General features: G+C 73.5%; 11 protein-coding genes. 9 read left to right on the top strand and 2 right to left on the bottom strand.

The window, feature by feature from the left end; all coding sequences use genetic code 11:
• Nucleotides 1–9: 9 nt before the first annotated feature.
• On the bottom strand, nucleotides 10–1,164 hold the full coding sequence (locus ACIQWX_RS15740) for a TetR/AcrR family transcriptional regulator (RefSeq protein ID WP_400870504.1): 1,155 nt from the start codon (nucleotides 1,162–1,164) through the stop codon (nucleotides 10–12).
• 207 nt (nucleotides 1,165–1,371) lie between these two features.
• On the opposite strand from ACIQWX_RS15740, the gene ACIQWX_RS15735 reads away from it, so the two are divergent.
• Nucleotides 1,372–2,562: an oxygenase MpaB family protein gene (locus ACIQWX_RS15735; RefSeq protein ID WP_400870501.1), complete on the top strand. Its 1,191-nt coding sequence runs from the start codon at nucleotides 1,372–1,374 to the stop codon at nucleotides 2,560–2,562.
• A gap of 39 nt (nucleotides 2,563–2,601) precedes the next feature.
• Here the strand turns inward: ACIQWX_RS15735 and ACIQWX_RS15730 are convergent, their stop codons facing one another.
• Nucleotides 2,602–3,798 carry an MFS transporter gene (locus ACIQWX_RS15730; RefSeq protein ID WP_400870494.1) on the bottom strand — a complete coding sequence of 399 codons (1,197 nt, stop codon included), beginning with the start codon at nucleotides 3,796–3,798 and terminating at the stop codon, nucleotides 2,602–2,604.
• Nucleotides 3,799–4,002: 204 nt separating this feature from the next.
• Between ACIQWX_RS15730 and ACIQWX_RS15725 the strand changes: the two genes are divergently transcribed.
• The 8 genes from ACIQWX_RS15725 (at nucleotide 4,003) to ACIQWX_RS15690 (ending at nucleotide 25,011) form a co-directional block, all read left to right on the top strand.
• Nucleotides 4,003–7,008, top strand: coding sequence for an MGH1-like glycoside hydrolase domain-containing protein (locus tag ACIQWX_RS15725; protein ID WP_400870491.1), 3,006 nt, complete (start codon nucleotides 4,003–4,005; stop codon nucleotides 7,006–7,008).
• A 252-nt stretch (nucleotides 7,009–7,260) separates the two neighbouring features.
• On the top strand, nucleotides 7,261–11,058 hold the full coding sequence (locus ACIQWX_RS15720; RefSeq protein WP_400870488.1) for an amino acid adenylation domain-containing protein: 3,798 nt from the start codon (nucleotides 7,261–7,263) through the stop codon (nucleotides 11,056–11,058).
• A complete protein-coding gene (locus ACIQWX_RS15715; RefSeq protein ID WP_400870486.1) occupies nucleotides 11,055–19,523 on the top strand; it encodes an AMP-binding protein in 8,469 nt (2,822 codons plus the stop codon). The genes ACIQWX_RS15720 and ACIQWX_RS15715 overlap by 4 nt, the downstream gene beginning before the upstream one ends.
• Before the next feature lie 22 nt (nucleotides 19,524–19,545).
• Nucleotides 19,546–20,418 carry a TauD/TfdA dioxygenase family protein gene (locus ACIQWX_RS15710; RefSeq protein ID WP_400870483.1) on the top strand — a complete coding sequence of 291 codons (873 nt, stop codon included), beginning with the start codon at nucleotides 19,546–19,548 and terminating at the stop codon, nucleotides 20,416–20,418.
• Nucleotides 20,419–20,428: 10 nt separating this feature from the next.
• The gene (locus ACIQWX_RS15705) at nucleotides 20,429–21,637 is read left to right on the top strand and encodes a cytochrome P450 (protein ID WP_400870480.1); all 1,209 of its coding nucleotides are present in this window, start codon (nucleotides 20,429–20,431) and stop codon (nucleotides 21,635–21,637) included.
• Nucleotides 21,634–22,305, top strand: a complete 672-nt coding sequence (locus tag ACIQWX_RS15700) for a hypothetical protein (RefSeq protein WP_400870478.1) — start codon at nucleotides 21,634–21,636, stop codon at nucleotides 22,303–22,305. Before ACIQWX_RS15705 ends, ACIQWX_RS15700 begins: the two co-directional genes overlap by 4 nt.
• Before the next feature lie 2 nt (nucleotides 22,306–22,307).
• A complete protein-coding gene (locus ACIQWX_RS15695; RefSeq protein ID WP_400870475.1) occupies nucleotides 22,308–23,750 on the top strand; it encodes a serine hydrolase in 1,443 nt (480 codons plus the stop codon).
• A 76-nt stretch (nucleotides 23,751–23,826) separates the two neighbouring features.
• The gene (locus ACIQWX_RS15690; RefSeq protein WP_400870472.1) at nucleotides 23,827–25,011 is read left to right on the top strand and encodes a glycosyltransferase; all 1,185 of its coding nucleotides are present in this window, start codon (nucleotides 23,827–23,829) and stop codon (nucleotides 25,009–25,011) included.
• Nucleotides 25,012–25,025: the final 14 nt, after the last annotated feature.

Raw genomic sequence — 25,025 nt, 5'->3', positions numbered from 1 at the left:
GGACCGCCGTCACAGGTCCAGGGCGCCCATGAACAACGCGGCGACGGCGGCCCGGTGCTCGGGGGTGTCCTGCCACCGCAGGTGCCGGCCGGCCTCGACCACCACGCCGAAGCCCGCGTGCACGAGCACCCGCGCCTGGCGCGTGTCGAGGTCCGGGCGGGCCTCGCGCAAGTGCTCCTCCCAGACGGCGATGTGCTCGCGCTGCGCGGCGACCAGCGGCCGGCGCAGACCGGCCGGCAGGCCGACGACCTCGGCGTTGGCCACGCTGTTGAGGGCGCTGTGCTCGAAGCTGTACGCCACGTACGTCGCGGTCAGGGCGGCGAGCGGATCGGTCACCCCGCGCAGGTTGTGTTCGACCGCCTGGGTCAGCAGGTCGGCGGCCTGCAGGCACGCCGCGGCCAGGATGTCGGCCTTGCCGGGGAAGTACCGGTACAGCCCGGACGGCACCAGCCCCACGGCCTCGGCGATCATCCCGTTGGTGACGACGGCGAACCCGTCGCGTTCGAACAGCGGGATCGCGGCCGCGAGGATCTCCGACCGCCGGGTGCGCGGCACGGGCCGGGCGGGCAGTTCGACGAGGCCCACGTCGGCGACCGCCGCCGTCGGGTCGGTCGCGGCGACACTCAGCGCGGACGCCCGCAGCAGGTCTTCGACCCGGCGCCGGCCGATCGAGTTGTGGTGCATGGTGATCGAGCCGATCGCACCCAGCGCCGCCACCGCCCGTAGGTGCTCGCCGGGCAGCGGGTGCTCGCGCCGCACGGCGTCCGCCACCCGCCCGACGACCCGCGCGAACTTCCCCTTCAGCAGCCGGCGGTCGGCGCGGTCGAGGTACCGGGCCTCCCACCGGTAGACGCCGCCGGCCGCCCGGTGGGCGACGGTGACCCGGGTGACGGCGGCGAGCAGGTCGGCCAGCGCCGCGTCCGGCGGCACGTCGTCGAGCGCCGCGACGAGCCGGTCGGCCGTGACGTTCGCGCACTCGGCGAACAACGCGTACTTGTTCGGGAAGTGCCGGTACAGCGCGGCGGCGGTGATCCCGACCCCGGCGGCGATCTCCTCCATGGACGCCGCGTGGTAGCCGCGCTCGCTGAAGACCGTGGCGCCCGCTTCGACGATGAGCTGCTTGCGGTTGCGCGGCCGGACGGCCGCGGCCGGCTCGGCGGTCACCGCGGCCACCGGGCGGGGTGGTGCGCGAACGGGGCCATGCGTGCCAGTCAACCACGAAGTCCCCGTGCGTCCCCTCGGACGGCCTCTTGCCGACCGGTCACCGGGCTCGCTATGTTAATGGAAAATCTCCCCTCGGCTCATGTCTGAACTTGCCCGTCGAGCCGGTACTCGACCGGGCTGTGCCTACCAAGGAAGCTAGGTAAGTAAATGAGCGATCTCAGTCGGAGGAACGTTCTCACCCTGGCCGCGGCGCTGGGTCTGGCCGGCGCCGCCGGTGCTGTTCCCGCCTGGGCCGCACCGGCCGGAGCCGCGGGCACCGACCCGTGGTGGGTCTGGGACGACGAGGTCGACCGCCTGATGGCGGGCATCCTCGACCGCGGCGGGGTGCCCGCGGTCAACACCGCGCTGCGCCCGTGGGTGAACAACGGCGACCCGCTGCCGACCGGGCTCCCCACCGACCTCGCCGGCTACCTCCAGCAGGTCAACCGGCTGCCCTCCTGGGCCGACGCCGCCAAGCTGCGCCGCGCCGCCGACTTCAACCGGCGCAAGGACACCTACCTGTTCATGCTCTACGGCCTGGGCAGCGGCATCATGAGCACGGTCATCCCGCGGGAGGCCAAGTCGGTCTACTGGTCCGCGGGCGGGGCGAACATGCAGGACCGCGCGGCCAAGACGTTCACCTTCGGCTACGACCTGAGCGACCTCAACGCGTTCCAGCCGAGCGGCCAGTTCGTGGTGACGGCCAACAAGACGCGGCTGGTGCACGCCGCCGTGCGCCACCTGCTGCCGCAGTCGCCGCACTGGCGGGCGGTCGCCGACGAGCAGATCCCGATCAGCAACGGCGACATCCTGGTCACGTTCCACAGCCTCGGCACCTACGTGCACCGGAAGCTGCTCGAATGGCGCGTCCCGATGTCGGCCGCGGACGAAGAGGCCTTCCTGCACCAGTGGCAGGTCGCCATCCACCTGCTCGGCGTCCGGGACGAGTTCATCCCGAAGACGTGGGCGGAGGCGGACGCGCAGTCGACGCGGGTGCTGACCCCGCTGCTCTCCCCGACGACCGAGGGCAAGGAGCTGGCCGCGGACCTGCTCGGGCTGACCGCGCAGATCGACCTGGGCGTCACGCGCGGGTTCCTCAACGAGTTCGTGCGCTACGTGCTCAGCGACGCGGTCGGCGACTGGCTCGGCCTGCCCCGCGACTACGCGGCGGCGACGCTGGTCCGCACGGGATGGCCGGCCTACATCGCGTTCCGCGAAGGGCTGCTGCCGATCGCGCCGGCCGGGTTCTACTTGTTCGACCAGTTCATCCGCGCGATCGCGATGCTGTTCCTGAACAAGGTTTCTTCGCCGACGACCACCCCGATCACCATCCCGACCGGCAACCGCCCCGGCGCCTGAAGCCGGCCGCTCCCGGGTCCGCCGGCCCGGGAGCGCCGGTCACGCTCTCGCCCGCCCGGGTCGCGGGATCCACCGCCACAACGCCCCCGCCGCCAAAAAGCCGACCAGACCCCCCGCCACGATCCCCGCGCCGAGGCCGGCCAACGCGGTCACCGCCGACAGGATCAGCGGGCCCACGCCGGTGCCGATGTCGGCCAGCTCGTTCCAGATCCCGAGGTGCGTCGGCCGGCCCACCTCCGGGCTCACGTCGGCGCCGAGCGTCATCACGATGCCCGAGCCGATGCCGTTGCCGAAGCCCATCACCATCGCCGCGATCGTCAGCAGGACCGCGCCGTGGGTGAGCGGCACCAGGAGGAACGAAGCACCGAGCACGAGGGTCGACGGCACGGCCACCCAGCGACGGCCGTGGCGGTCCATCACCTTGCCCGCCGGGTAGAACGTCAGCGCGTCGATGGCGCCCGCGATGCCGTAGATGATCGAACTGGTCGTCGGCGACAGGCCGATGTGCGCCGCCCACAGCGGAACGACCGTCTGGCGGGTCTGCCGGATCGCCGACAGCAACAGGACTCCGACGCCGAGGGTCGCGTACACGCGCCACTGCCGGCCCAGCATCTTCCGCGTCGTTACGGCGGACGCGGCGGCCCGGTCGCCGTCGGTGACCTCGAGGTCGGGCACGCGCAGCACCAGGGCGGCCGCGGCGGCGATCGCGGCCAGGCTCACGTAGTACGCGCCGGGCAGCCCGGCGAACCGCATCGCCGCGGCGCCGGCGAACGGCCCGAGGAACACGCCGATCCGCATGCTCCCGCCGAGCGTCGACAACGCCCGCGCGCGCATGTGCGGCGGGACGATCTCGGTCAGGTACGACTGGCGGGCCAGGCCGTAGACCGCGCTCGCCGCACCGATCAGCATGACGCCGAAGCCGTAGAGCAGCAGCGACCACGGCCCGCGGCCCAGGTCGATCAGGCAGGTCACGACGCCGGCGACCATGACGGCCGCGGCCAGCAGCATCGACCGGCGTTCCCCGATCCGCGTCGCGAGCACGCCGGCCGGGATGTTCGCGGCCAGGGACCCGAAGCCGAGCATCGCGGCGACCAGCGCGGCCGTCGAGGTGCTCGCCCCGCGATCGATCGCGCTGAGCGCGATGACGGGCAGCACCGCACCTTCGGACAGCCCGAAGAGCGCCGCCGGCCCGTACGCCGCCGCGGCGACCGAGCGCAGGCGGAAGTCGTCAACCATCGCGGCCATCATGCGTGGCCGGAAGGGCTGCCGACGCCGGGAGTGATCATTGTCGCGTCCCGGATCGCACGCGGGCCAGGCAATCCGGACTCAACGGCGGGAGGGCGTTCCTGTCCGGCCTTGTCCGCACACCGGGTGTTCCCTTTTGGGGTCTCTTGAGCGATAGTGTGTTTTACAACGTTGTAAATCCTTCACGGAGGCGTGATGCGACGGTCCTGGAGACGCACCCGAGCCTGGCTGGCCACGACCGTCCTCGCCGCTCAGCTCGGCTTCGCCGGTGCCGCGACCGCGAGCGTGCCCGCGGCGGACGGCGCGACGCACTTCCTCGACCACGCCGCCGCTCTCGCCGGCTACGCCGATCCCGCCTGGTACGAAGCCAACATCCCGTTCGTCGACCTGCCGGACGCCACCATGCAGAGCGTCTACTACTACCGGTGGCGCGTCTGGAAGGAGCACCTGCGCTACACCGACCCCGCCGACGGCTGGATCTCGACGGAGTTCCTCGACTGCTGCGGTTACGCCGCGCCCTACCAGGCGATCAACGCCGCCGCCGGGCACCAGCTGACCGAAGGGCGCTGGCTGCGCGACCCCGGCTACACCCAGGACTACCTCCGGTTCTGGCTCACCGGCCCCGGCGCCGGGCCCAAGCCGGCCACCGACGACGTCAACGCCGACACCACCGACTGGGCGCACGAGTACAGCGTCTGGCTGGCCACCTCCGCCTACGGCCAGGCGCAGGTGACCGGCGACTTCGCACCCCTGCGCGAACTGCTGCCCGCCCTCGTGCGCCAGTACCGCGGCTGGGACAAGCAGTTCACCGCCCAGCTGGGCCTCTACTGGTCGGTTCCGGTCTGGGACGCCATGGAGTTCTCCGCGTCCTCCTACGAGTCGCCCGAGCCGTACCACGGCGGCGCCGGGTACCGCCCGACGCTGAACTCCTACCAGTACGGCGACGCCGTGGCGATCAGCCGCATCGCTGACTCCGTCGGCGACCACCGGCTCGCCGCCGAATACGCGCAGCGCGCCGCCGGGCTGAAGACCTCGCTGCAGAAGTGGTTGTGGGACCCGGCCCGCGGCTTCTACTACGCGATGCCGCGCGACGACAACCCGGACCACCGGCTGTCCGGCAGCCGCGAGCAGATCGGGTTCGTCCCGTGGATGTTCGGCGCGGCCCAGCCGGCCGACAGCGCGGCCTGGTCCCAGCTGCTCGACCCGAACGGGTTCGCGAGCGCCTACGGCCCGACCACGGCGGAGCGGCGCAGCCCGTTCTTCATGAAGGACGCCGGCAGCTGCTGCCGCTGGGACGGGCCGAGCTGGCCGTTCGCCACTTCGCAGACCTTGACCGGCATGGCGAACCTCTTGACCGACTACCCGGCCCAGCCGACGGTGTCCAAAGAGGACTACGCGGCGGCGCTGGCCACGTACGCCCGCACCCAGACCAAGAACGGCAAGCCGTACGTCGCCGAGGCGCACGACCCGGACCGGGACGCCTGGATCTACGACGGGCAGAACCACAGCGAGGACTACAACCACTCGACCTACACCGATCTCGTGCTGTCCGGGCTCCTGGGGTTGCGACCGAAAGCCGGTACCACCTTGGACGTCCGTCCGCTCACACCGTCCACATGGGACCACTTCGCCGCCGAAAACGTGCCGTACCACGGGCACAACGTGACGGTGCTGTGGGACCGCGACGGCCGGCACTACGGGCAGGGCGCCGGGATGCGGCTCTACGTCGACGGACGGCTCGTCCAGCGCTCGGCGACGCTGCGGAACACCACCGTCGACGTCGGCCCGACGCGGCTCCCCCGGTCCGACGACCTGGTGAACGACGCCGCCAACCCGTTGCGCACCGGCTACCCGCGGCCGATCACGTCCTACACCTGGCCCAACGACAACGCGTGGAGCGCCCTCGACGGCAAGGTCTGGTACAACGAGGTGCCCGAAAACACACGCTGGACGAACTACTCGTCGCCGAACGCGAACGACTTCTACGGCGTCGACTTCGGTGCCCCCACCCCGGTTTCCGACATCCGCTGGCACGGGTACGACGACGGCGGCGGGGTCAAACCGGCCGCTGCATACAGCTTGCAGTACTGGACGGGCTCAGCCTGGCAGGAGGTGCCCGGCCAGGTCCGCGCACCGGCGGTGCCGGTGGGCAACGGCGTCAACCGCGTCACCTTCCCCACCTTGACGACGAGCAAGGTCCGGCTCGTGTTCACGAACCCGCCGGACGCGTTCGTCGGGGTCACCGAGCTGCAGTCGTGGACGCCGTCGAGCCCGGACGCGCGGATCAGCGTCGGGCCGGCCACCGGGGTCATCACGGTCAAGGGGAGCACGCCGGTGACCGTGACGGTGCGGAACACGACGCGGAGCCCGCTGCTCGCCCCGCGGGTGACCGTGGCCGTGCCGGCCGGCTGGTCGGCCGTCCCGGCCGGGCACTCCGCCGCCGCGATCCCGCCCGGCGGGTCGCGGACGTGGACGTACACCTTGACGGCCCCGGCGGACGCCGAGCCGGGCAGCGCGGCGACGCTGACGGCGACCGCGTCCTACCGCGGTGGGTCCACGCACCAGCGGCAGAACCTGCAGGTCGCCCATGCGCCGGGTCAGCACGATCCGGTCGGCGCGTGGCCCCTCGACGAGGGTGCCGGTACGACGGCCCACGACACCGCCGGCTCCCACGACGCCGCCCTGACCGGCTCGTGGGTGCCCGGGGTGACCGGCTCGGCGGTGCGGTTCGACGGCGCGGGCCAGTACGCGCAGACGAGCGGGCCGGTGCTGGACACGACGGGCAACTACTCGGTCGGCGCGTGGGTCCGCCTGGACCGCACGGGTTCCTGGGCGACGGCGGTCAGCCAGGACAGCGACCCGAGCAGCGGGTTCTACCTGCAGTATTCGGCCGCGGACGACCGGCTGGCGTTCTCGACCAGCTCGGGCCGGGCGTTGTCGGACACGGCGCCGCAAACCGGGCGCTGGTACCACCTGGTCGGCGTGCACGACGCCGATGCGGGGACGTACGTGCTGTACGTCGACGGGGTGGCGCAGGCCAAGACGTGGAGCCAGCCGGCCGGGGATGCGGCGCCCGGGCCGTTGGCCATCGGGCGGGCGATGTCCGGTGGCCGGCAGAGCGACTTCTGGCCGGGAAGCGTGGACGACGTGCGGGTGTGGAACCGGGTTTTGCCGGCGGCGGAGGTGGCTTCGGCAGGCTGACACCGTGCTTCACCGTGTCCTTTGTGGACTCTGCCGGGCCGGCGGCGTGAAGCCGTCGCCCGGCGGGTCGGTTCGAAGGCGGTCGGCCGGGATACGTCGGTAGGGACTTCCGGGCAAACTTCGGTCACCCCTCGTCCTCACCCGATGGTGTGGTGTTAACTGTCGAGACAGACAGAGAGCGTTTCCCCGACCTCGGCTGCGACGGCACGACGCCGTACCGGTTCGCCCGCCCCGCCAGGAAGGCCGTCCTCGATGCGAGTGTCCGCCCCGCTGTCGTCCGGCCAGCAGCGCCTTTGGACCGTCTCCCAGCTCGACGGCGCCGGGGCCGCCTACAACGAGACCATGGCCTTCGCGCTTCGGGGCCCCTTGGACCGCGAAGCCCTGCAACGGGCCTTCGACGCCCTCGCCGACCGGCACGAAGCCCTGCGCACGCGGATCGTCGTCGAGGACGGCCGGCCCGTGCAAATCGTCGAACCCGCCGGTCACGGCTTTCCTTGCCCCGTCACGGACGTCGACGGGCTGCCGGAAACCGAGCTGCGGCGGACCGAACCCGCCGAGCCGTTCGACCTGACACGCGCGCCGCTCGCCCGCGCGCGGCTGCTGACCGGGGCTGGGGCGCCGCCCCCCGGTTTCCACGCTACCGGGGACCACCGACAGTTCCACGTCCTGCTGATCACCGTGCACCACGTCGTCTTCGACGGCTGGTCGCGCACCCTGCTGCTGCGGGAACTCGGCGTCCTCTACGCCGCTCAAGTGAGCGGTACGGCCGCCGATCTGCCGCCCGCGCGGCCCTACCGCGAGCACTCGAAAGCGCAGCAAGCGTGGCTGGCCGGTGCCGGTCCGGGGCCGCACGAGACCTACTGGCGGGAGCGGCTCGACGGGGTGCCGCCCGTGCTCGACCTGCCCGCCGACCGGCCGCGTCCGGCGCGGCAGGACCACCGGGGCGCGCGGGTGCCCGTCTCCCTCGGGCCGGACCTCACCGCCCGGCTGAAGGCGGTCGCACGCGAACACGGCGTCACCCTCTACTCCACCATCCTGACCTGCTGGTTCATCCTGCTCCACCGGCTTTCCGCGCAAGCTGACATCGTTGTCGGCGTCCCGACCGCCAACCGCGGCGCCGGCGGCGAGCACCCGGACACGATCGGCTTCTTCGTCAACACCCTCGCCGTGCGCGCCGACCTGAGCGGCTCCCCCACCGGTGCCGCGCTGCTCAAGCAGGTCCGCGCGGCTCTGCGGGGCGCCATCGAGCACGTCGAGCTGCCGTTCGAGCGGGTCGTCGAGCTGGTGAACCCACCGCGCAGCCCGGCGCACACCCCGCTGTTCCAGACGATGTTCGCCTGGGTGCCGACCCTGCACGACGTCCTCGAGCTGCCGGGCGTCACGGTCGAATCCCTCGACGTCGAGCACGCGCCGGCGAAGTTCGACCTCGCCCTCGGTCTCGCCGACGAGGACGGCGACGTCGCCGGGCACCTCGACTACGCCGTCGCCCTCTTCGACCACGCCACCGCCGAGCGGTACGCCCGCTCCCTCGTCCGGCTGCTCGACCAGCTGGCGACGCGGCCCGACGCGGGGATCGCGAGTCACGAACTGCTGGACGACGCCGAACGCCGGGAGGTCCTCGCCTGGAGCACCGGCCCGAGTTCGCGCCGGCGCCCCGGCGGGCTGGTCGGCCGGTTCACCGGTCACGCCGACGCCACCCCGGACGCGCCCGCGCTCGTCTGCGACGGCCGCACCCTCACCTACGGCGAGCTGGATCGCCGCAGCACGAAGCTGGCGAACGCGCTGACCGCCCGGGGAGCCGGGCCGGGCAGCGTCGTGGCCGTCCTCAGTGGACGGTCGGTCGAGCTGGTCGTCGCCGTGCTCGGTGTGCTGAAGAGCGGCGCCGCCTACCTGCCACTCGACCCGGCCCAGCCGGCCGCCCGGCGGGCCGCGATGGTCGAGGACGCCCGCCCGGTGCTGGTCCTCGGCGACGACGTCACGGCGCTGGAGGCCGAAGGCGACGAGACCCGGCGGCCGGTCGCGACCGGCCCCGCCGAGACGGCCTACGTCATCTACACCTCGGGCTCGACCGGGCGCCCGAAGGGGGTCGCCGTCACCCACCACAGCGTCCTCGCCTTGTTCGACCAGTGGCTCGACCGCTTCGGCGCGACGCCCGGAGAGGCGACCTCGGCGTGGTCGAGCATCGGCTTCGACGCGTCGGTGCACGAACTGCTGCTCCCGCTCACCACCGGCGCGGTGCTGCACGTCGTGCCCGAGGACGTCCGGCCCGATCCGGCGGCGCTGATGGCGTGGCTCCGGGAGCACCGGGTGGTCCAGGCCTTCCTGCCGCCCGCCTACGTCCGGTGGGTCGACGAGGACCCCACGCGCCTCCACGGGCTCGCGCTGCGGCAGCTGCTGACCGGCGTCGAGCCGCTGCCGGAGGCCGCGCTCGCCCGGTTCGCCGCCGCCCTGCCCGGCCTGCGGATCTGCTTCGGCTACGGACCGACCGAAGCCACGCTCTACGCCACCGCGCACTTCGACCCGCAACCGCGGGACCGCCCGGCGCCGATCGGGCGACCGCTGCCCGGCTCCCGGCTGTACCTGCTGGACGAGCGGCTGCGGCCGGTGCCGCCGGGCGTGGCGGGCGAGGTCTTCCTGGCCGGCGACTGCCTGGCCCGCGGCTACTTGCACCGCCCGGGGCTGACCGCCGAGCGGTTCGTCGCGGACCCGTTCGTCCCCGGCGAGAGGATGTACCGCACCGGCGATCTCGCCCGGTGGCTGCCCGGCGGGGAAGCCGAGTACGCCGGCCGCCGCGACGACCAGATCAAGCTGCGCGGGTTCCGCATCGAGCCCGGCGAGGTGACGGCCGCGCTGCTGGCCGTGCCCGGCGTGAAGGAAGCCGCCGTGCTCGTGGACCGCGAAGGCGAGCCCCGGCTCGTCGCCGGCGTCGCGGGCGGCGGCGGCCGGACCCCGCACGAGTGGCGTACGGCGCTGGCCGGCCGGCTGCCGGACTACATGATCCCGTCGGTGTTCGCCGAGTTCGAGCGGCTGCCGCTGAGCCGCAGCGGCAAGCTCGACCGCGACGCGGTACTGGCACGCGCTCGAACGAGCGCGCCCGCGGCGGTCAACACCACCGCCCCGCGCGACCACGTCGAGCTGGCGCTGCTGAAGATTTGGCGGGACCTCTTGCTGCACCCCGAAATCGGCGTTTCGGACGGCTTCTTCGACGTCGGCGGCACGTCGATCTCCGCGATCAAGCTGGCCCACGCCATCGGCGCGGAGTTCGGCCGCGAGCTGCCGATCCGGGACGTCATCCTGCACCCCACCATCGAGGCGCAGGCCGCGCTGGTACGTGCCGACCGCCCGCCGGAGGGCGGCAGCCTGATCGAGTTCCGCCGCGGCGACGGCGGGGGCCGCGTCGTCTGCGTGCACCCGGCCGGCGGCACGGCGTTCTGCTACCTGCCGCTGAGCGCGCTGTTGCCCGATGAGGCCGGGGTGCTCGGGATCCAGTCCCCCGGGCTCAACGCCGGTGAAGCGCCGCTGCCGAGCGTCGAGGCGATGGCCGAGGAGTACCTGCGGCTCGTCGATCCGCGGCCCGGCGAATCACTGGTCCTCTGTGGACTCTCCTACGGCGGGCTGATCGCCTACGAGATGGGACGCCGGCTCGGCGAGCGCGTCAGCGTCGTCCTGCTCGACACGACCGCCACCGACGACCCGGCCGCGAAGGCCGCGATCGAACCGGTACCGGCGGCCGAGTTCCGCGAGAAACTGGTTCGCTTCAACGGGATGTACCCCGGGATCGAGGACGCGCAGATCGAGCGCTACCACCGCACCTACAACCACAACCGGCTGACCGCGCGCGAGCACGACCCCGGCGAGACGGCCGCGCGAGTCGTGTTCGTGCAAGCTGTCGGCGAAGACCCGGTCCCGGGCACCGAGGAGTTCTGGCGCCGCCGCGCCCGCGGCGGGTTCGAGGTGGTCCCGGCGGACTGCGGGCACTGGGACATGCTCGAAAGCGACGCGCTGCCGCTGGTCGCCAAGGTGCTCACCGCCGAGCTGGCGGCCCGATGACGTCGATCGCACGCCGCGTCCACGACCGGGCGCTGCGGCACCCGGACGCCCTCGCCGTGTCCGACGGCCCGCGTCGGCTCACCTACGCCGAGCTGAACGCCGGTGCCGCGGCGGTCGCCGAATGGCTGTCCCGGCGCGGGGTCCGCCCGGGTGACGCGGTCGCCGTGGACCTGCCGCGGTCGGCGGACCTGGTCCTCGCGATGCTGGGCGTGCTGCGCCTGGGCGCGCAGGTCGTGCCGCTGGACCGGCAGAGCCCGCCCGCGCGCCGCGACGTCATCCTCGCCGACGCGGGGGCGGTCGTCGTCGTGGCCGAGCTGCCCGAGCTTCCCGCCACCGAAGCCGGTGTGCCCGCCGAACCCGCCCCGGCGTCGTTCCTCTTCTCCACCTCCGGCACGACCGGGCGCCCCAAGGGCGTCGAGGTGCGCGACGCCGGGGTCCTGCGCCTGGCCGAACCCGGCTGGCTCGACATCGGCACGCGGTTCGCCTGCCTGGCCAACCCCGCGTTCGACGCCATCAGCTTCGAGGTGTGGGTGCCGCTGCTCACCGGCGGCACGTGCGTGGTCCTCGACGACGACACCGTCCGCGACCCGCGGGCGTTCGCCGACGCTCTGGTCCGCGAGCGCATCGACACGATGTTCGTGACCGCGACGCTGTTCAACGCGGTCGCCGAGACCGTGCCGGGCAGCTTCTCGACCGTGCGCCGGGTCGTGATCGGCGGCGAGCAGCTCAACGCCCCGCTGATCCGCCGCTGGTACCGGGCCAATCCGGATTCGCCGACGCGGCTGCAGAACGGCTACGGCCCGACCGAAACGACGACGTTCGCGCTCAGCTACGCCATCCCGCGCGGCTTCGACGGCGACGTCGTGCCGATCGGCCGCCCGCTGCCGGGCACCGGCGCCGTCGCAGTCTTCAAAACGGGCGAGCCGTCGGACGAGCGCGTGGCCGCCGAAGGCGAGGTGGCCGAGCTGTACGTCTCGGGCGCCGGCGTCGCGCTCGGCTACCGCGGCCTGCCCGCGGAAACCGGGCAGCGGTTCGTCCGGCTCCCGTGGCTGGACGACGGTCGTGCCCGCTTCTACCGCACCGGCGACCTGGTCCGCGTGCTGCCGGGCGGGCGGTACGCCTACGTCGGGCGCACCGACCGGCAGGTCAAGGTCCGCGGGTTCCGGGTCGAGCCGGGCGAGCTGGAGCAGCGGCTGCTGGCGCACCCGGAGATCCGGCAGGTCCACGTCGCCGTGCGCCGCGCGGCCACCGCGGAGCTGCTCGCCTTCGTCGTGGCGGGCGAGCTGTCCTTCGACGCGTTCGAAGCGCACCTGGCCGGGACCGTGCCGGCCTACATGCGGCCGCACCACGTCTTCCGCGTCGGCGAGCTGCCCCGCAACGCGAACGGCAAGGTCGACGAAACCGCGCTCTTGGCCGGTGGCTTCCCGGCGTGGCGGCCGGACACCGGCGGCGACGCGACGCCGTGGGAGCGCGAAGTCCTGGACGTCGTCTCGGAGACCCTCGACGTCCCGGAGCTCCGTCCCGGCGACACGTGGCTGCGGTCCGGGGGCGACTCGCTGAAGGCCCTGCGGCTGCGGTTCGCCCTCCGGGAACGCTGGGGTGCGGAGCTCGCGCCTTCGGTGGTGCAGCGCGGGACGTTCGCCGATCTCGCCGCCGCCGTCGCGGCCGCGGGCCGGACGGTCTACCCGGAACCTGCGCCGCCGACGACCGCGACGACGGCGCCGGCCACCAGCGAGCAGCAACGGCTTTGGCTGCTGCAGCAACGCGATCCGGCCTCGACGGCGTACCACGTGCCGCTCGCCTTCACGGTCACCGGCGCACCGGACGTCGACGCCCTGCGGCGGGACGTGCGGGCGCTCGTGGACCGGCACCCGGCGCTGCGCACCGCGTTCGAGGCCACTCCCGACGGTCTGCGGCAGGTCGCGAAACCGGCGTACGACCCGTGGACCGAGCCCGCCGAGGACTTCTTCACCGCGCCGTTCGACCTGGCCTCGGGCCGGCTGCTGCGCGCGGCCTGGCGTCCCGACGGCACGTTCCTGCTGTGCCTGCACCACATCGCGGTCGACGGCTGGTCGCTCAACATCCTGTTCCGGGAGCTGTCCGGCGCGGCACCCCGGCCGGACGCGCACACGCCGTTCGACTTCGCCGCGTGGCAGTCCCGCTGGTTCGCCTCCCCCGGCTACCGCGACCGGCTGACCGAGCGGTCCGACGACGCCGAACCGCTCGGTGCGGCGTCCCTGGCCGGCCGGCTGCACACGACCCGCGTCGACCGCGAACGCGTCGACGAGTGGGCCGGTGAGCTGGGCCTGACGCGGTTCCAGCTCCTGCTCGGCGTGTTCGCCTGGAGCCTCTACGCGGTGACCGGCCGGACCCGGCCGCGGATCGCCGCACCGGTCGCGAACCGGCCGGTGCGGGAGTTCGAAGACGGTGTCGGGATGTTCGCCAACACCGTGCGGCTGCCCGTATCCGTGGAGCCGGGCGAAGACCTGGACACCCAGCTCCGCCGCCTCGGCGCGGCGTCCGGTGCAGCCCTGGACGACCAGGACGTCGCCTTCGCCGACCTCGACCCGGGGTATGCGGCCTTCGACTACCTGTTCGTCTTGGAGAACACCGACTTCGAGGCGCTGCGCCTGGCCGGCTGCTCGGTCGGTCCACAGTGGATCGAAGCGGCCGAAGCCAAGTGCGCGCTCACGCTGTCGGTCGTGGAACGGCCGGACGGCTTCGACTGCCTTTGGGAGTACGGGGAAGGCCACTTCACCGAAGCCGAAGCGACGGTCCTCGGTGAAGTCTTCGACCGCGCGTTGCACGGTGACGCGCGGACTCCGGACCGCGGCGACGACGGCCGGGGTCCCGACGCCGAACTGACGTGGGAAACCGTGGCCGAAGGCTTCGCGCGTCAGGTCGCCCGGACCCCCGACGCCCCGGCGCTGACCGGCGCCACGACGCTGACCTACGCCGAACTGGACGCGCACGCGGCCCGGCTCGCGGCCACCCTGCCCGCGGACGCCACGGACATCGCGCTGTACTTCCGGCCGTCGGCCGAGCACGTCGTCGCGCTGCTCGCGCTCGCCCGGCGGAACATCACCGCCGTGCCGCTGGATCCCGCGTACCCGCCCGAACTGCTGCGCGCGATGCTCGACCGGGTACGGCCGCGCTGCGTGCTCCTCGCCGCCGGGGAAACGTTCGACACCGATGTCGAGCAACGGTTCGTGACGCTCACCGACGGCCCGGTGCCGGACGTCCCGGCCCGGCACTTCGGCCGTCCGCTCTACACGCTGTTCACGTCGGGCTCGACCGGCGTGCCCAAGGGCGTCCGCGTCCCGGACCGCACCCTGGCCAACCTGCTGCAGTGGCAGGACGCGCCACCGGCGGCCACGCAGCAGTTTTCGATGCTGTCGTTCGACGTGTCGTTCCAGGAGATCTTCACGACGCTGTGCGGCGGCGGCCGGCTGCACCTGATCCGCCCGGAGTGGCGGCACGACGTCCCGGCGCTGCTGACGCAGCTGGACACGGCCGGGATCGAGCGGATCTTCCTGCCGTACGTGGCTTTGCAGCTGCTCGCCGAACACGGCGTCCGGCTCGGCCGGTACCCGGCGCGGCTTCGGGACGTCGTCACCGCCGGCGAGCAGCTGGTGTGCACCCCGGCGATCCGCCGGTGGTTCGCCGGGCTGCCCGGCGCGCGGCTGCACAACCACTACGGGCCCACCGAAACCCACGTCGTCAGCGCGCTGACCCTCGACGGCGATCCGGCGTCGTGGCCGGAGCGGCCCGCGATCGGCCGTCCGGTGGCCAACGCGGTCTTGCGCGTCGCCGACGCGGCGGGCGCGCCGCTGCCGCCGGGGCAGGTCGGCGAGCTGCTCATCGGCGGTCTCGCGGCGAACCGCTGCTACCTCGGCGAAGTGGCGCCGGAGAAGTTCGCGGAGCTGCCGGAGCTGTACTACCGAAGCGGCGACCTCGCGCACTTCGACCGCGCCGGGCTGCTGCACTTCGACGGCCGCGCCGACCGGCAGGTCAAGCTCAGCGGGCACCGCCTCGAACTGGGGCAGGTCGAAGCCGCGCTGCTGCGCCACCCCGACGTCGTCAACGCGGTCGTCACGCCTCAGGGCGATCGGCTGGCCGCGTTCCTGGAGTGCCGCCGGACGCCGTCGGCCTCCGAGCTGGCGGACTTCCTGGTGCCGCTGCTGCCGCCGCACGCGCGGGTGGACCGTTTCCGCGTCGTCGACGCCTTGCCGCGCACGCCGAGCGGGAAGCTCGACCGGGACGCCGCCGCCCTCGCGCCGGGCACGGATCTGCAGCGGACGGCGGTCCGGCCGTCGAGCGAGCTGGCGGCGCTGTTCGAGGAGGTGACCGGCGCGCCGATCGGTCCCGACGAGACGTTCTTCGCCGCCGGCGCCAGCTCGCTTTCGCTGATGCGGTTCCACTTGCGCTGCGCGGAGGCGGGCTACCGGTTCACCGTGGCCGACCTCTTCGAGCACGTCACCCTCCGGGACCTGACGCGGCACCTGGAGAGCGGCCCGGCCGCGGCCACCTCGTCCTCCCGGACCGTGGCCGACGAGCCGGTGGCCGTCGTGGGGATGGCGGTGCGGCTGCCCGGCGCGCGGGACCTGGCGGCGTTCTGGGACCTGGTCGTCTCCGGCCGCCGGGGCATCGAGGAGTTCCCGGCCGCCGAGGGCCTGGTCGGCGCGCGCAGCCTGCTGGACGACCCGCTCGCGTTCGACCCGGAGCACTTCGGGATCAGCCACCGCGACGCGGCGCTGATGGACCCGCAGCAGCGGCAGCTGCTGATGGCGTGCGTGGAGGCCCTTTCCCACGCCGGGATCACGCCGGGAGCCGGCGTCGGGCTGATCGCGGGCTGCGGTGAAAGCACGTACTTCCAGCGGATGCTGCGCGAGGCCGACCCGGCCGCGCTGCCGGACGGCTTCCAGCTGGCGCTGCACCACGAGAAGGACTTCCTGGCGACGAAGGTGGCGTACCACCTCGACCTGACCGGTCCCGCGCTGACGACCCAGTCGGCGTGCTCCAGTTCGCTGGTCGCCGTCCACCAGGCGGCGGGGATGCTGCGCGGCGGCGAGGCGGAGGTGATGCTGGCAGGCGGGGTGCTCGTCGACGTCACCCTCGCCGAGGGGTACCGGTACCGGCCGGGGCACATCTTTTCGCCGGACGGGCACTGCCGCCCGTTCAGCGACGACGCGGACGGCACGGTCGGCGGCAGCGGCGTCGGCGTGGTGGTGCTGAAGCCGCTTTCGGCGGCCCGCCGGGACGGCGACACGGTGTACGCGGTGCTCACGGGCTCGGCGCTGACCAACGACGGCGCGGTGAAGCAGGGCTACAGCGCCCCGTCCCCGGCCGGGCAGCGCGCGGCCGTCCAGGCCGCGCTCCGGCGGGCCGGGCGCACCGGCGCGGACGTCGGGTACGTGGAGACGCACGGGACGGGCACCCGGCTCGGCGACCCGATCGAGGTGGCGGCCCTGCGCGAGGCCATGCCCGACGTCACCACGTGCGCGTTGTCCTCGGTGAAGAGCCAGATCGGCCACCTGGGCGCGGCGGCCGGGGTGGTGGGATTGATCCGCGCGACTTTGGCGGTGCACCACGGGGTCCTGCCGCCGACGGTGGATTTCCGGGCCGTGAACCCGGCGGTGGACCTGGGGCCGTTCCGGGTGCCGACGTCGGCCGAACCGTGGCCCCCGGGCCCGCGGGTGGCCGGGGTGAGCAGCTTCGGGATCGGCGGGACGAACGCGCACGTGGTGCTGGAGGCGGTCCGCCCGGTGCCGCCTGCGCGTCCGGATCCGGTGCGGTGCTTGGTGGTTTCGGCGCGCAGTTCGGCGGCTGCGCGGTTGTCGGCTGCTCGGGTGGCGGGGTATTTGGAGGCGCATCCGGAGTCCTTTGTGGACGTGGTGCGGCACTTGCAGTCGGGTCGGCCGGAGGGTCGGTGGCGGTTGGCGGCGGTTTGCGAGGACGCTGCCGCGGCGGCGGCGTGGCTGCGCACGGCCGAACCGCGGGAGGTCGGTCCCGCCAACGACATGAATGAGTCATTCATGTCGTCTGGTGACATGAATGACTCATTCATGTCATCTGGCGAGCTGGCGGCTGCTTGGCTGGCCGGCGCTTCCGTCGACTGGGGACAGTCCCCCTCCCCCGCGCCGTGGGACTTCCCGCCGCCCGCCTTCGACGCCCGGGACTTCGACTTCCCACGCAAGGCCACGCGCCTGCCGGAAGCCGAGTGGCTGCACCAACCCACCTGGGTCCGCCTCCGCCGGGCGACGACCGCGACGAGGACCGCGGCGAGGACCGATCGCCTTCTCGTCATCTCGGGCGAAGGCCCGCTCACCGCGCCTGCCCTCGATGCCGCCTACCCGCGCGTCGTGCGCGTTCACGCGGCGGACCACTTCGCCCGCCGCGGCCCCGACTCCTTCGAAGCCGACCCGGCCGACACCGCACACCTCCGCCAAGTCCTGGCTGCCCTGCCGGACAAGGAAATCGACTGGCTCCACACCCTGCCCCTCGGCATCACCGGACCCGTCGGCGAAAAGTCGCTGAACCAAGCGAAACGGGCGTGCCTCGACACCCCCGCCGCCCTCCTGCGGGCCGCCCATGACCGTCCACTCAGGACGTGGTGGCTCTCCGCGGGTGCCGCGCCCGCGAACTCCGCCGTCACGCGACCCGAAGCCGGACTGCTCGCCGGGATCACCGCCGTCGGCCCCCAGGAAAGCGGCCTGCCCGGTCACTGGGTAGACCTCGACGGCCCCGGCCTGGACCCCCTGGCCGACCTGCTCACCGGCCCCACCCCGCCGGAGCGGGTCGCCCTCCGCACCGGGTTCTGGTGGACGCAGGACAGCGCCCCCGTAACCGACCAAGAGCCCATACCACCAGCCGACGGGACCTACCTCGTCCTCGGCGGGACCGGCGGCATCGGAACCGCCGTCGCAGCGGAACTGCTGACCCGCACCACCGGCCGGATCGTCCTCCTGGCCCGCGACGCACGACTACCCGAAACGCTCGAGCCGTGGACGGACCGCGTCGACCTGCTCGCCGCCGACCTCACGAAGATCACCGCGGACGAGATCGCAGGCCCCCTGACGGGAATCGTCCACGCGGCCGGCGTCCCCACCGGTGGCCTGATCGCCACCCGCGGCGAAGGCACCCAGGACGTCAAGCTCGCCGGCGCCCTCCTCGTCGAAGCGCTCGTCGAACGCGACCGGCCCGCCTTCGCCGTCTACTGCTCGTCGCTGTCCGCCCAGTTCGGCGGCACCGGCCAGCTGGACTACGCCGCCGCCAACGGGTTCCTCGACGCCCTCGCCCACCGGGACGGCCCGACCGCCCGGCTCTCGATCGGCTGGGACGTCTGGCGCGACAGCGGCATGGCCGTCACCGCCCTGGACACCGACGCCCGGCACCAGGCCCACCTGGCCGTCGGCCTGAGCGATGACGAGGGCCGCCGCACCTTCGCCCGCGCACTGACGACCGGCCTCCCGCAGCTCCTGGTCGCGACAACCGGCCTCGACACCGCCCGTGCGTTCCACGAACGCGAACGGGGACGCGAAACCCCGCCGGCCGCCGCGGACCTGACCGAGGAGGTCCGCGCCCTCCTCGGCGTCGCCGAACTCGACCCGGACGTGCCGCTCTACGACCTCGGCGCCGACTCCCTGACCCTGCTGGACGTCGTCGACTCGGTGAAACGCCTCTACGGCGTCGACCTCGACCTCGCCTGGCTCGGCCCGGAGGTCACGATGGCCGCGTTGCTGGCCCGGCTCGAGACCGCCGCCGGCACCGGCGACGTCGAGGTGCAGGTCTGGCGCGAAGGCACCACACCCGACGTCGTGTGCCTCGTGCACCCGGTCGGCGGGGACGTCCACGCCTACCGCCCGCTCGTCGCGGCCCTGCCGCCGGAACTCGGCGTCTGCGTGATCGCCGACCCGGCGCTGAGCCGCCCGGAACCGCCGGAATGGTCCATTTCGGACCGAGCCCGCCGTTATCACGCTGCCTTGCAAGCGAAACTGCCCGGCCGCTCCACCACACTGGCCGGGTGGTCGTTCGGCGCCTGGGTCGCGGCCGGCATGGCCGCCGAAGCCGAAGCGGCCGGACAGCCGGTGCGAGCGCTGCACCTCATCGACCCGCCGCCGCCCGGCGCGAGCGCCGCGGACTACAGCGACGCACAGCTGGAGACGGTCTTCGAGCGCGAACTGGGCGCTTCCGGCGGCACCGCCGGCGAGCACGCGGCCAAGCTCGCCCGCGCGTGCCGGGCCAACCTGCGGAGCATGGCCGGACACGCACTGCCCCGCCTGACCGCGACGCCCAGCCACGTCTGGCTCGCCACCGAAGCCGAACCCGGCCTGCCGGTGGCCGGCCGCGACGGCTGGCGGCCACTGCTGCCCGAGCCGAGCCACTGGCACGAACTGCCGGCCACCCACTACGGCGTCGTGCGCGCCCCGCACGTCACCGCGGTGGCCGCCGCCATCGGACTGTGAGACCCACAGAGGGAAGGAAACCATGGAGCAGTACGAACTCGACGCCGTCAAGCGGATCACGACGCGGCCGGCGCGCGCCTACCGCACCCTGGCGGTGCGGGGCCTGACCCCGGTCATCGGCGCCGAGGTCACCGGCCTCGACCTGACGCGGGAACTGACCGAAGAGCAGCTCACCGAGCTGAAGACGGCGTTCCTCGACCACCACGTACTGGTGTTCCGCGACCAGGACATCACGCCGGACGACCACCAGCGCCTCGCCGCGCACTTCGGCGAGCTGCGGCCGGTGAACCCGCCGCCCGAGCACGGGAACCCCTACATCCTCGAGGTCGCGACCGCCCCCGAGGCGGCGACGGTGTTCGGCAACGGCTGGCACGCCGACGGCACCGCCGACGAAGAACCGTCGCTCGGTTCGATGCTGCACATCACCGAGATGCCGGCGCCGGGCAGCGGCGGCGACACGCTCTTCGCGAACATGCACCTCGCGTACGACATGCTGTCGCCGAAGCTGAAGGAACTCCTGGCCGGGCTGACCGCGATCCACGACGGCGCCCACGCCTTCCGCGGCCACAAGATCCCGGAGGGCTACGAACCGCCGGTCAGCGAACACCCGGTGGTCGTGCGGCACCCGGAGACCGACCGGCCGCTGCTGTACGTCAACCCGGCCTACACCTCGCGGATCCCGCAGCTGTCGGCCGACGAGAGCCAGGCCGTCCTCGACCTGCTGTTCTCCGTCGTGCCGAACCGGCCGATGCTCGCGTGCCGCGTGCGCTGGGAGCCCAACACGCTGGTGTTCTGGGACAACCGCTGCGTCCAGCACCACGCGACCTACGACTACTACCCGCACACCCGGTTCGGGAACCGCGTCGCCATCAACGGCGGCCCGCTCAAAGGCTGACAGGAGTCCGATGTCGTCCGAACCCGTGGTGGACGTCCGCGATCCGGCCGTCCTCGACGACCCGATGGGCGGGTACGACCGCGTCCTCGCCGAGTCACCGGTCTGCTGGGCCCGGCTGCCGAACGGCGAGCAGGGCTGGCTGGTCACCGGCAGCGACGCCGTCCGCGCGGTGCTGTCGGATCCCGCCGTGCGCAACGATCCCACCGGTTTGCCGGGGCAGGGAGCGCAGACGCAGGAGGAGGCGTTCCTCGCGCTGGGCACGCCCCCGGAGCACCTGCCGTACTTGCGCGCGAGCCTGCTCAGCCTCGACGGCGCCGAGCACGCGAGGCTGCGCCGCAGCATCAGCCACGCGTTCAGCGCGTCGCGCGTCGCCACCCTGCGCCCGCGGGTGCAGCAGATCGTCGACGACCTGCTCGACGGACTGGGTGAGACGGCGAACCTGATCGACGAGTTCGCGTACCCGCTGGCCATGGCCGTGGTCTGCGAACTGGTCGGGGTCCCCGAAGCGGACTGGGCGGACTGGTGGCGCTGGGGCAAGGTGCTCGTCGACGGCGACCCGGCGCGGATCACGCCGACGCTGGGCGAGATGTTCGCCTACTGCCACGCCCTGGTCGACCGGCGCCGAGCCGAGCCGCGCGAAGACCTGCTCAGCGAGGTCGTCGCCCAGGACGACCTGACCGACGTCGACGCCGTGGCGCTCGTGGTGTTCCTGGTGCTCGCCGGGCACGAAACGATGGCGCACATGCTGTCCAACGCGGCGCTCGCGCTGATGCGCGACCCCGCCCAGCGGGAATTGCTGCGCGCCGAGCCGGGGTTGTGGCCGGCGGCGGTGCGCGAGCTGGTCCGCACGGACGGGCCGGTCCAGCTGGCCCGGTTGCGGTACGCCGCAACGGATCTGGAGGTGGCCGGGGTGCGGATCAGCGCGGGCGACGCGGTCCAGGCGGTGCTCGGCGCGGCCAACCGCGACCCGGCGCGGTTCGCCCACCCGCACGCGGCCGACGTGCGCTGGCAGGCCGAGCACGGCGGCCGCGAGGGCAGCGTCGGCTTCGGCTGGGGACCGCACTTCTGCCTCGGCGTCGCCTTGGCGAAGCTGGAGGCGGAAGTCGCGTTGCGGAGCCTCTTCGACCGCTTCCCGGCGGTGGCGCCGGTGGGCGAGCCGGCGTGGGTGCCGCTCCCCCGCGGCCGGCACCGGGTCGCGCTGGAGGTGCGGCTGCGGTGAGCGACCCCGACGTTTCGATCATCCTGCCCTGCGCCGGGTTCGGGACGCGCTTCGGAGCGCCGTACGCGAAGGAGCTGCACTGCCTCGCGCCCGGGGTCACCGTGCTGGACCGCAGCCTGGAGCCCGCGGTCGAGCTGGTGAAGAGCGGCCTCAGCGTGCGCGTGGTCGTCGTGTTCGCGACGCACAAGCTCGACACGGTGAAGTACCTCGCGCGCTACGCCGGGACGTTCCAGCTGGTCTTCGTCTACCAGGACGACGTGGCCGAACCGGGGCTCGACGGCGCGATCCGGTGCGCTCTGCCGATGACGCGGGGACCGGTGGCCCTCGTGCTGCCGGACATCGTCGTCAGCGACGTGGGCAGCCTGCTCGCCGCCCTGCGGCAGGCGGACTGGAGCGTGGTGGCGGCGAAGGAGAGCGACCCCGTGGTGCTGCGGCAGATGGGCGCGCTCACCGTGTCCGGCGGGGACGGCGTCGTGACCGTCGAGGCCGCCGCGGAGAAGCCCGCCGATCCTTCGGGGTTCAACGCGCTGTGGGGCACGGTGGTGGTCGCCGAGGGCGAGGCCCACCGGTTGCCGGACGTGGCGCGACGCGACGCGGACAGCCCGCTGGCCGGGGCGCGCGCCTTCATGGTGGAGCGGATCGTCAACTACAACACCACCGAGGGATGAGCATGCTCGACGACGTGATGGGGGCGCTCGACGCCGTCCTGCCCCGGCTGGCCGCGGTCACCGGCACGCCCGGGGTCGCCGTCGCGGTGGCGACGAGCGACGACCTGCGGACGGCCGCGACCGGGTTCGCCGACCTGGCCGCGGGCACGCCGATGACCGCGGAGACCGTCGCACCGGCGGGCTCACTCACCAAACCCGTCACGGGCCTGGCCTTCATGCGGCTGGTCGAGGCCGGTGCGGTCGGTTGGGACACGCCGGTCGACGACGTGCTGCCCGCGGGCCTGCGTGGCGACGCGCCGCCGGTCACGACCGCGATGCTGGCGTCGCACCAGGGCGGTTACTACAGCGACATCGTCACCGCGACGGCGTGTGAGGCGCCGGCCGAGCCGATCCTCGACTACGTCCGGCTGAGGCACGAGATCGGCCGCTCGGTGGAGTACGGCGGGGCGCTGCCGCTGGTGACGGCGCCCGGGCCGTATTCGTACTCGAGCTTCGGCGTCGGCGTGCTGGGTGGCGTGGTCGAGCACCTGACCGGCGAGCCGTACGCCGCGCGCGTCGGCCGGGAGGTGTTCGCCCCGGCCGGGATGACGTCCACGAGCATCGACGACGGCACGGGTCGCCCCGCCGGTGCCACCGGTTACCTGGCGTTCGGCGACTGGTGCGTGCCGAGCCCGCCGTTGCGCACCGCGGCCTACCCGGGCGTCGGGATGTACACGAGCGCGGCGGATTTCGCGCGGCTGCTGCAATCCCTGCTGCGCGGCTCGGTCGGCCCGGACTCGCTCGCCGCCATGGTGACCCCGCGGGTGGAGCGGCCTAGCTCGCACGGCGTGCGGTCGTTCTCCGGGTTGACGTTCGAACTCGCGGACCCGGACCTGGGCGACGACTGGTGGTGGGGGCACACGGCGGCGTTCCCGTGGGGGTTCTGGTGGGAGGCGCGGGTGTGGCCGCACCGCGACCTGGCCGCGGTCGCGGTCGGCACCCGGTGGGACATGGCGCGGTTCCACAACCCCGCTTCCCGCAGCGCCCCGGGCCTGGCCGTGGAGTGGGCGGGCCGCTGGGCGGTGTCCGGCGCGCCGGCGAAGCTGCCGGACCTCGACGGACGGCCCCGGTGGACCGGGCCGCGGCCCACCCCGGAGACCTCGCGCTGGATGGGGGTGCTGGTGGGCGAACGCACCCACGGCCTGCTCGGCGTGCCGGAGGCGATGCCGGTCGCGGCGCTGGCCGGCGGAGCGCGTTCCCTCGGCGACGGCGACGCGAGTGGCTGGGCCCCGGAGGCGTTCGCACGCGGAGTGGCGCAGGCGCGCGCGGTGGCCCCGGACCCGGCCGCGCTCGGGGTGCTGGGCCGGGAGCTGGGCCCGGCGGCGGCGTTGTGGATGCTGGAGTGCGGGGCGTCGAGCGCGGAGGTCACGATGCCGGTCGGCTTCTACGCCGGGGCGCCGCGGTGAGGCGGGTGCTGGTGTCCACCTACGGCACGGCCGCCACGCCGGAGACGCCGGTCGACTTCCACACCGGAGCACCGCGATGACGCGAGTGCTGCTGTCCACCTACGGCACGCTCGGCGACGTCGAACCGCTGGTGGCGCTCGCGGTGCAGCTGCGGGCCCTCGGCGCGGACGTGCGGATGTGCGTCCCGCCGGAGTTCGCGGAGCGGCTGGCCGGTCTCGGGATCGAGCCGGTGCCCGTCGGGCCGCCGGTGCGGGAGTTGATGCGCGGGGTGACCCCGGACGAGCTGTCCCGGTACCGGGCCGAGCTCGTCGAAACGCAGTTCGGCGTCTTCCCCGCGGCGGCCGAAGGGTGCGACGCACTGGTGGCGGCCGGTCTGGCGCAGGTCGCGGCGCGGTCCGTGGCCGAAGCCGCGGGCATCCCGTACGTGTACGCGACCTACTCGGTGGTGAACCTGCCGTCGCCGCACCACGCCCCGCCGCCGCGACCCGGCTGGCCGGAGGGGCACGGCGACCACACCGCGTTGTGGGCGGTGGACGCCCAGAGGGTTAACGCGCAGTTCCGCGAGCCGCTCAACCGCCACCGCGCCGCGCTCGGCCTGGCCCCGGTGGACAACGTGCGCGACCACGTCTACTCCGACCGGCCGTGGCTGGCAGCCGACCCGGTGCTGGGGCCCCCGGTCGAGGGTGTCGAAGTGGTCCAGACCGGGGCGTGGACGCGGGTGGACGAGCGTCCGCTGCCGCCGTCGCTGGTGGAGTTTCTCGAAGCGGGCGAACCGCCGGTCTACGTGGGGTTCGGCAGCATCAGCCCGGCGCCGGACATCGCGCGCTGGTCGGTCGAGGCGTGCCGCGCGCGGGGGTACCGGGTGCTGGTGTCCCGCGGCTGGGCGGACCTGGACGTGGCCGGCTCCTTCACGATCGGCGACGTCAACCACCAGCGCCTGTTCGGCGAGCTGGCGGCGGTGGTCCACCACGGCGGCGCGGGCACGACCCAGACGGCCGCGCGGGCGGGGGTGCCGCAGGTGGTGGTCCCGATCCGCTTGGCGGACAACCCGTACTGGGCCGGGAGGGTGGCTGCGTGCCAGGTCGGCGCGGCTCTGGACGGGCCGACGGCCACGTTCGAGTCGCTGAGCGCCGCGTTCGACACGGCGGTGGCCAACGAGACCCGGGCGCGAGCGAAGGCTTTGGGGGCCGAAATGCGCACCGACGGGGCCGCGGTGGCCGCCCGCCGGCTGCTCGACGCGTGTCTGCCACGGCCCTCGTGAGGCGCCCAAGCCGG

Origin of the sequence: Amycolatopsis sp. NPDC098790, assembly GCF_044759945.1 — a bacterium.
Taxonomy (GTDB): domain Bacteria; phylum Actinomycetota; class Actinomycetes; order Mycobacteriales; family Pseudonocardiaceae; genus Amycolatopsis.
This window is presented reverse-complemented; position numbering and strand designations above follow the sequence as displayed.

Coding starts and splice junctions, on each gene's coding strand:
- ACIQWX_RS15735 (WP_400870501.1), top strand. CDS start 1,372: ATGAGCGATCTCAGTCGGAGGAACGTTCTCACCCTGGCCGCGGCGCTG.
- ACIQWX_RS15730 (WP_400870494.1), bottom strand. CDS start 3,798: ATGGTTGACGACTTCCGCCTGCGCTCGGTCGCCGCGGCGGCGTACGGG.
- ACIQWX_RS15725 (WP_400870491.1), top strand. CDS start 4,003: ATGCGACGGTCCTGGAGACGCACCCGAGCCTGGCTGGCCACGACCGTC.
- ACIQWX_RS15720 (WP_400870488.1), top strand. CDS start 7,261: ATGCGAGTGTCCGCCCCGCTGTCGTCCGGCCAGCAGCGCCTTTGGACC.
- ACIQWX_RS15715 (WP_400870486.1), top strand. CDS start 11,055: ATGACGTCGATCGCACGCCGCGTCCACGACCGGGCGCTGCGGCACCCG.
- ACIQWX_RS15710 (WP_400870483.1), top strand. CDS start 19,546: ATGGAGCAGTACGAACTCGACGCCGTCAAGCGGATCACGACGCGGCCG.
- ACIQWX_RS15705 (WP_400870480.1), top strand. CDS start 20,429: ATGTCGTCCGAACCCGTGGTGGACGTCCGCGATCCGGCCGTCCTCGAC.
- ACIQWX_RS15695 (WP_400870475.1), top strand. CDS start 22,308: ATGCTCGACGACGTGATGGGGGCGCTCGACGCCGTCCTGCCCCGGCTG.
- ACIQWX_RS15690 (WP_400870472.1), top strand. CDS start 23,827: ATGACGCGAGTGCTGCTGTCCACCTACGGCACGCTCGGCGACGTCGAA.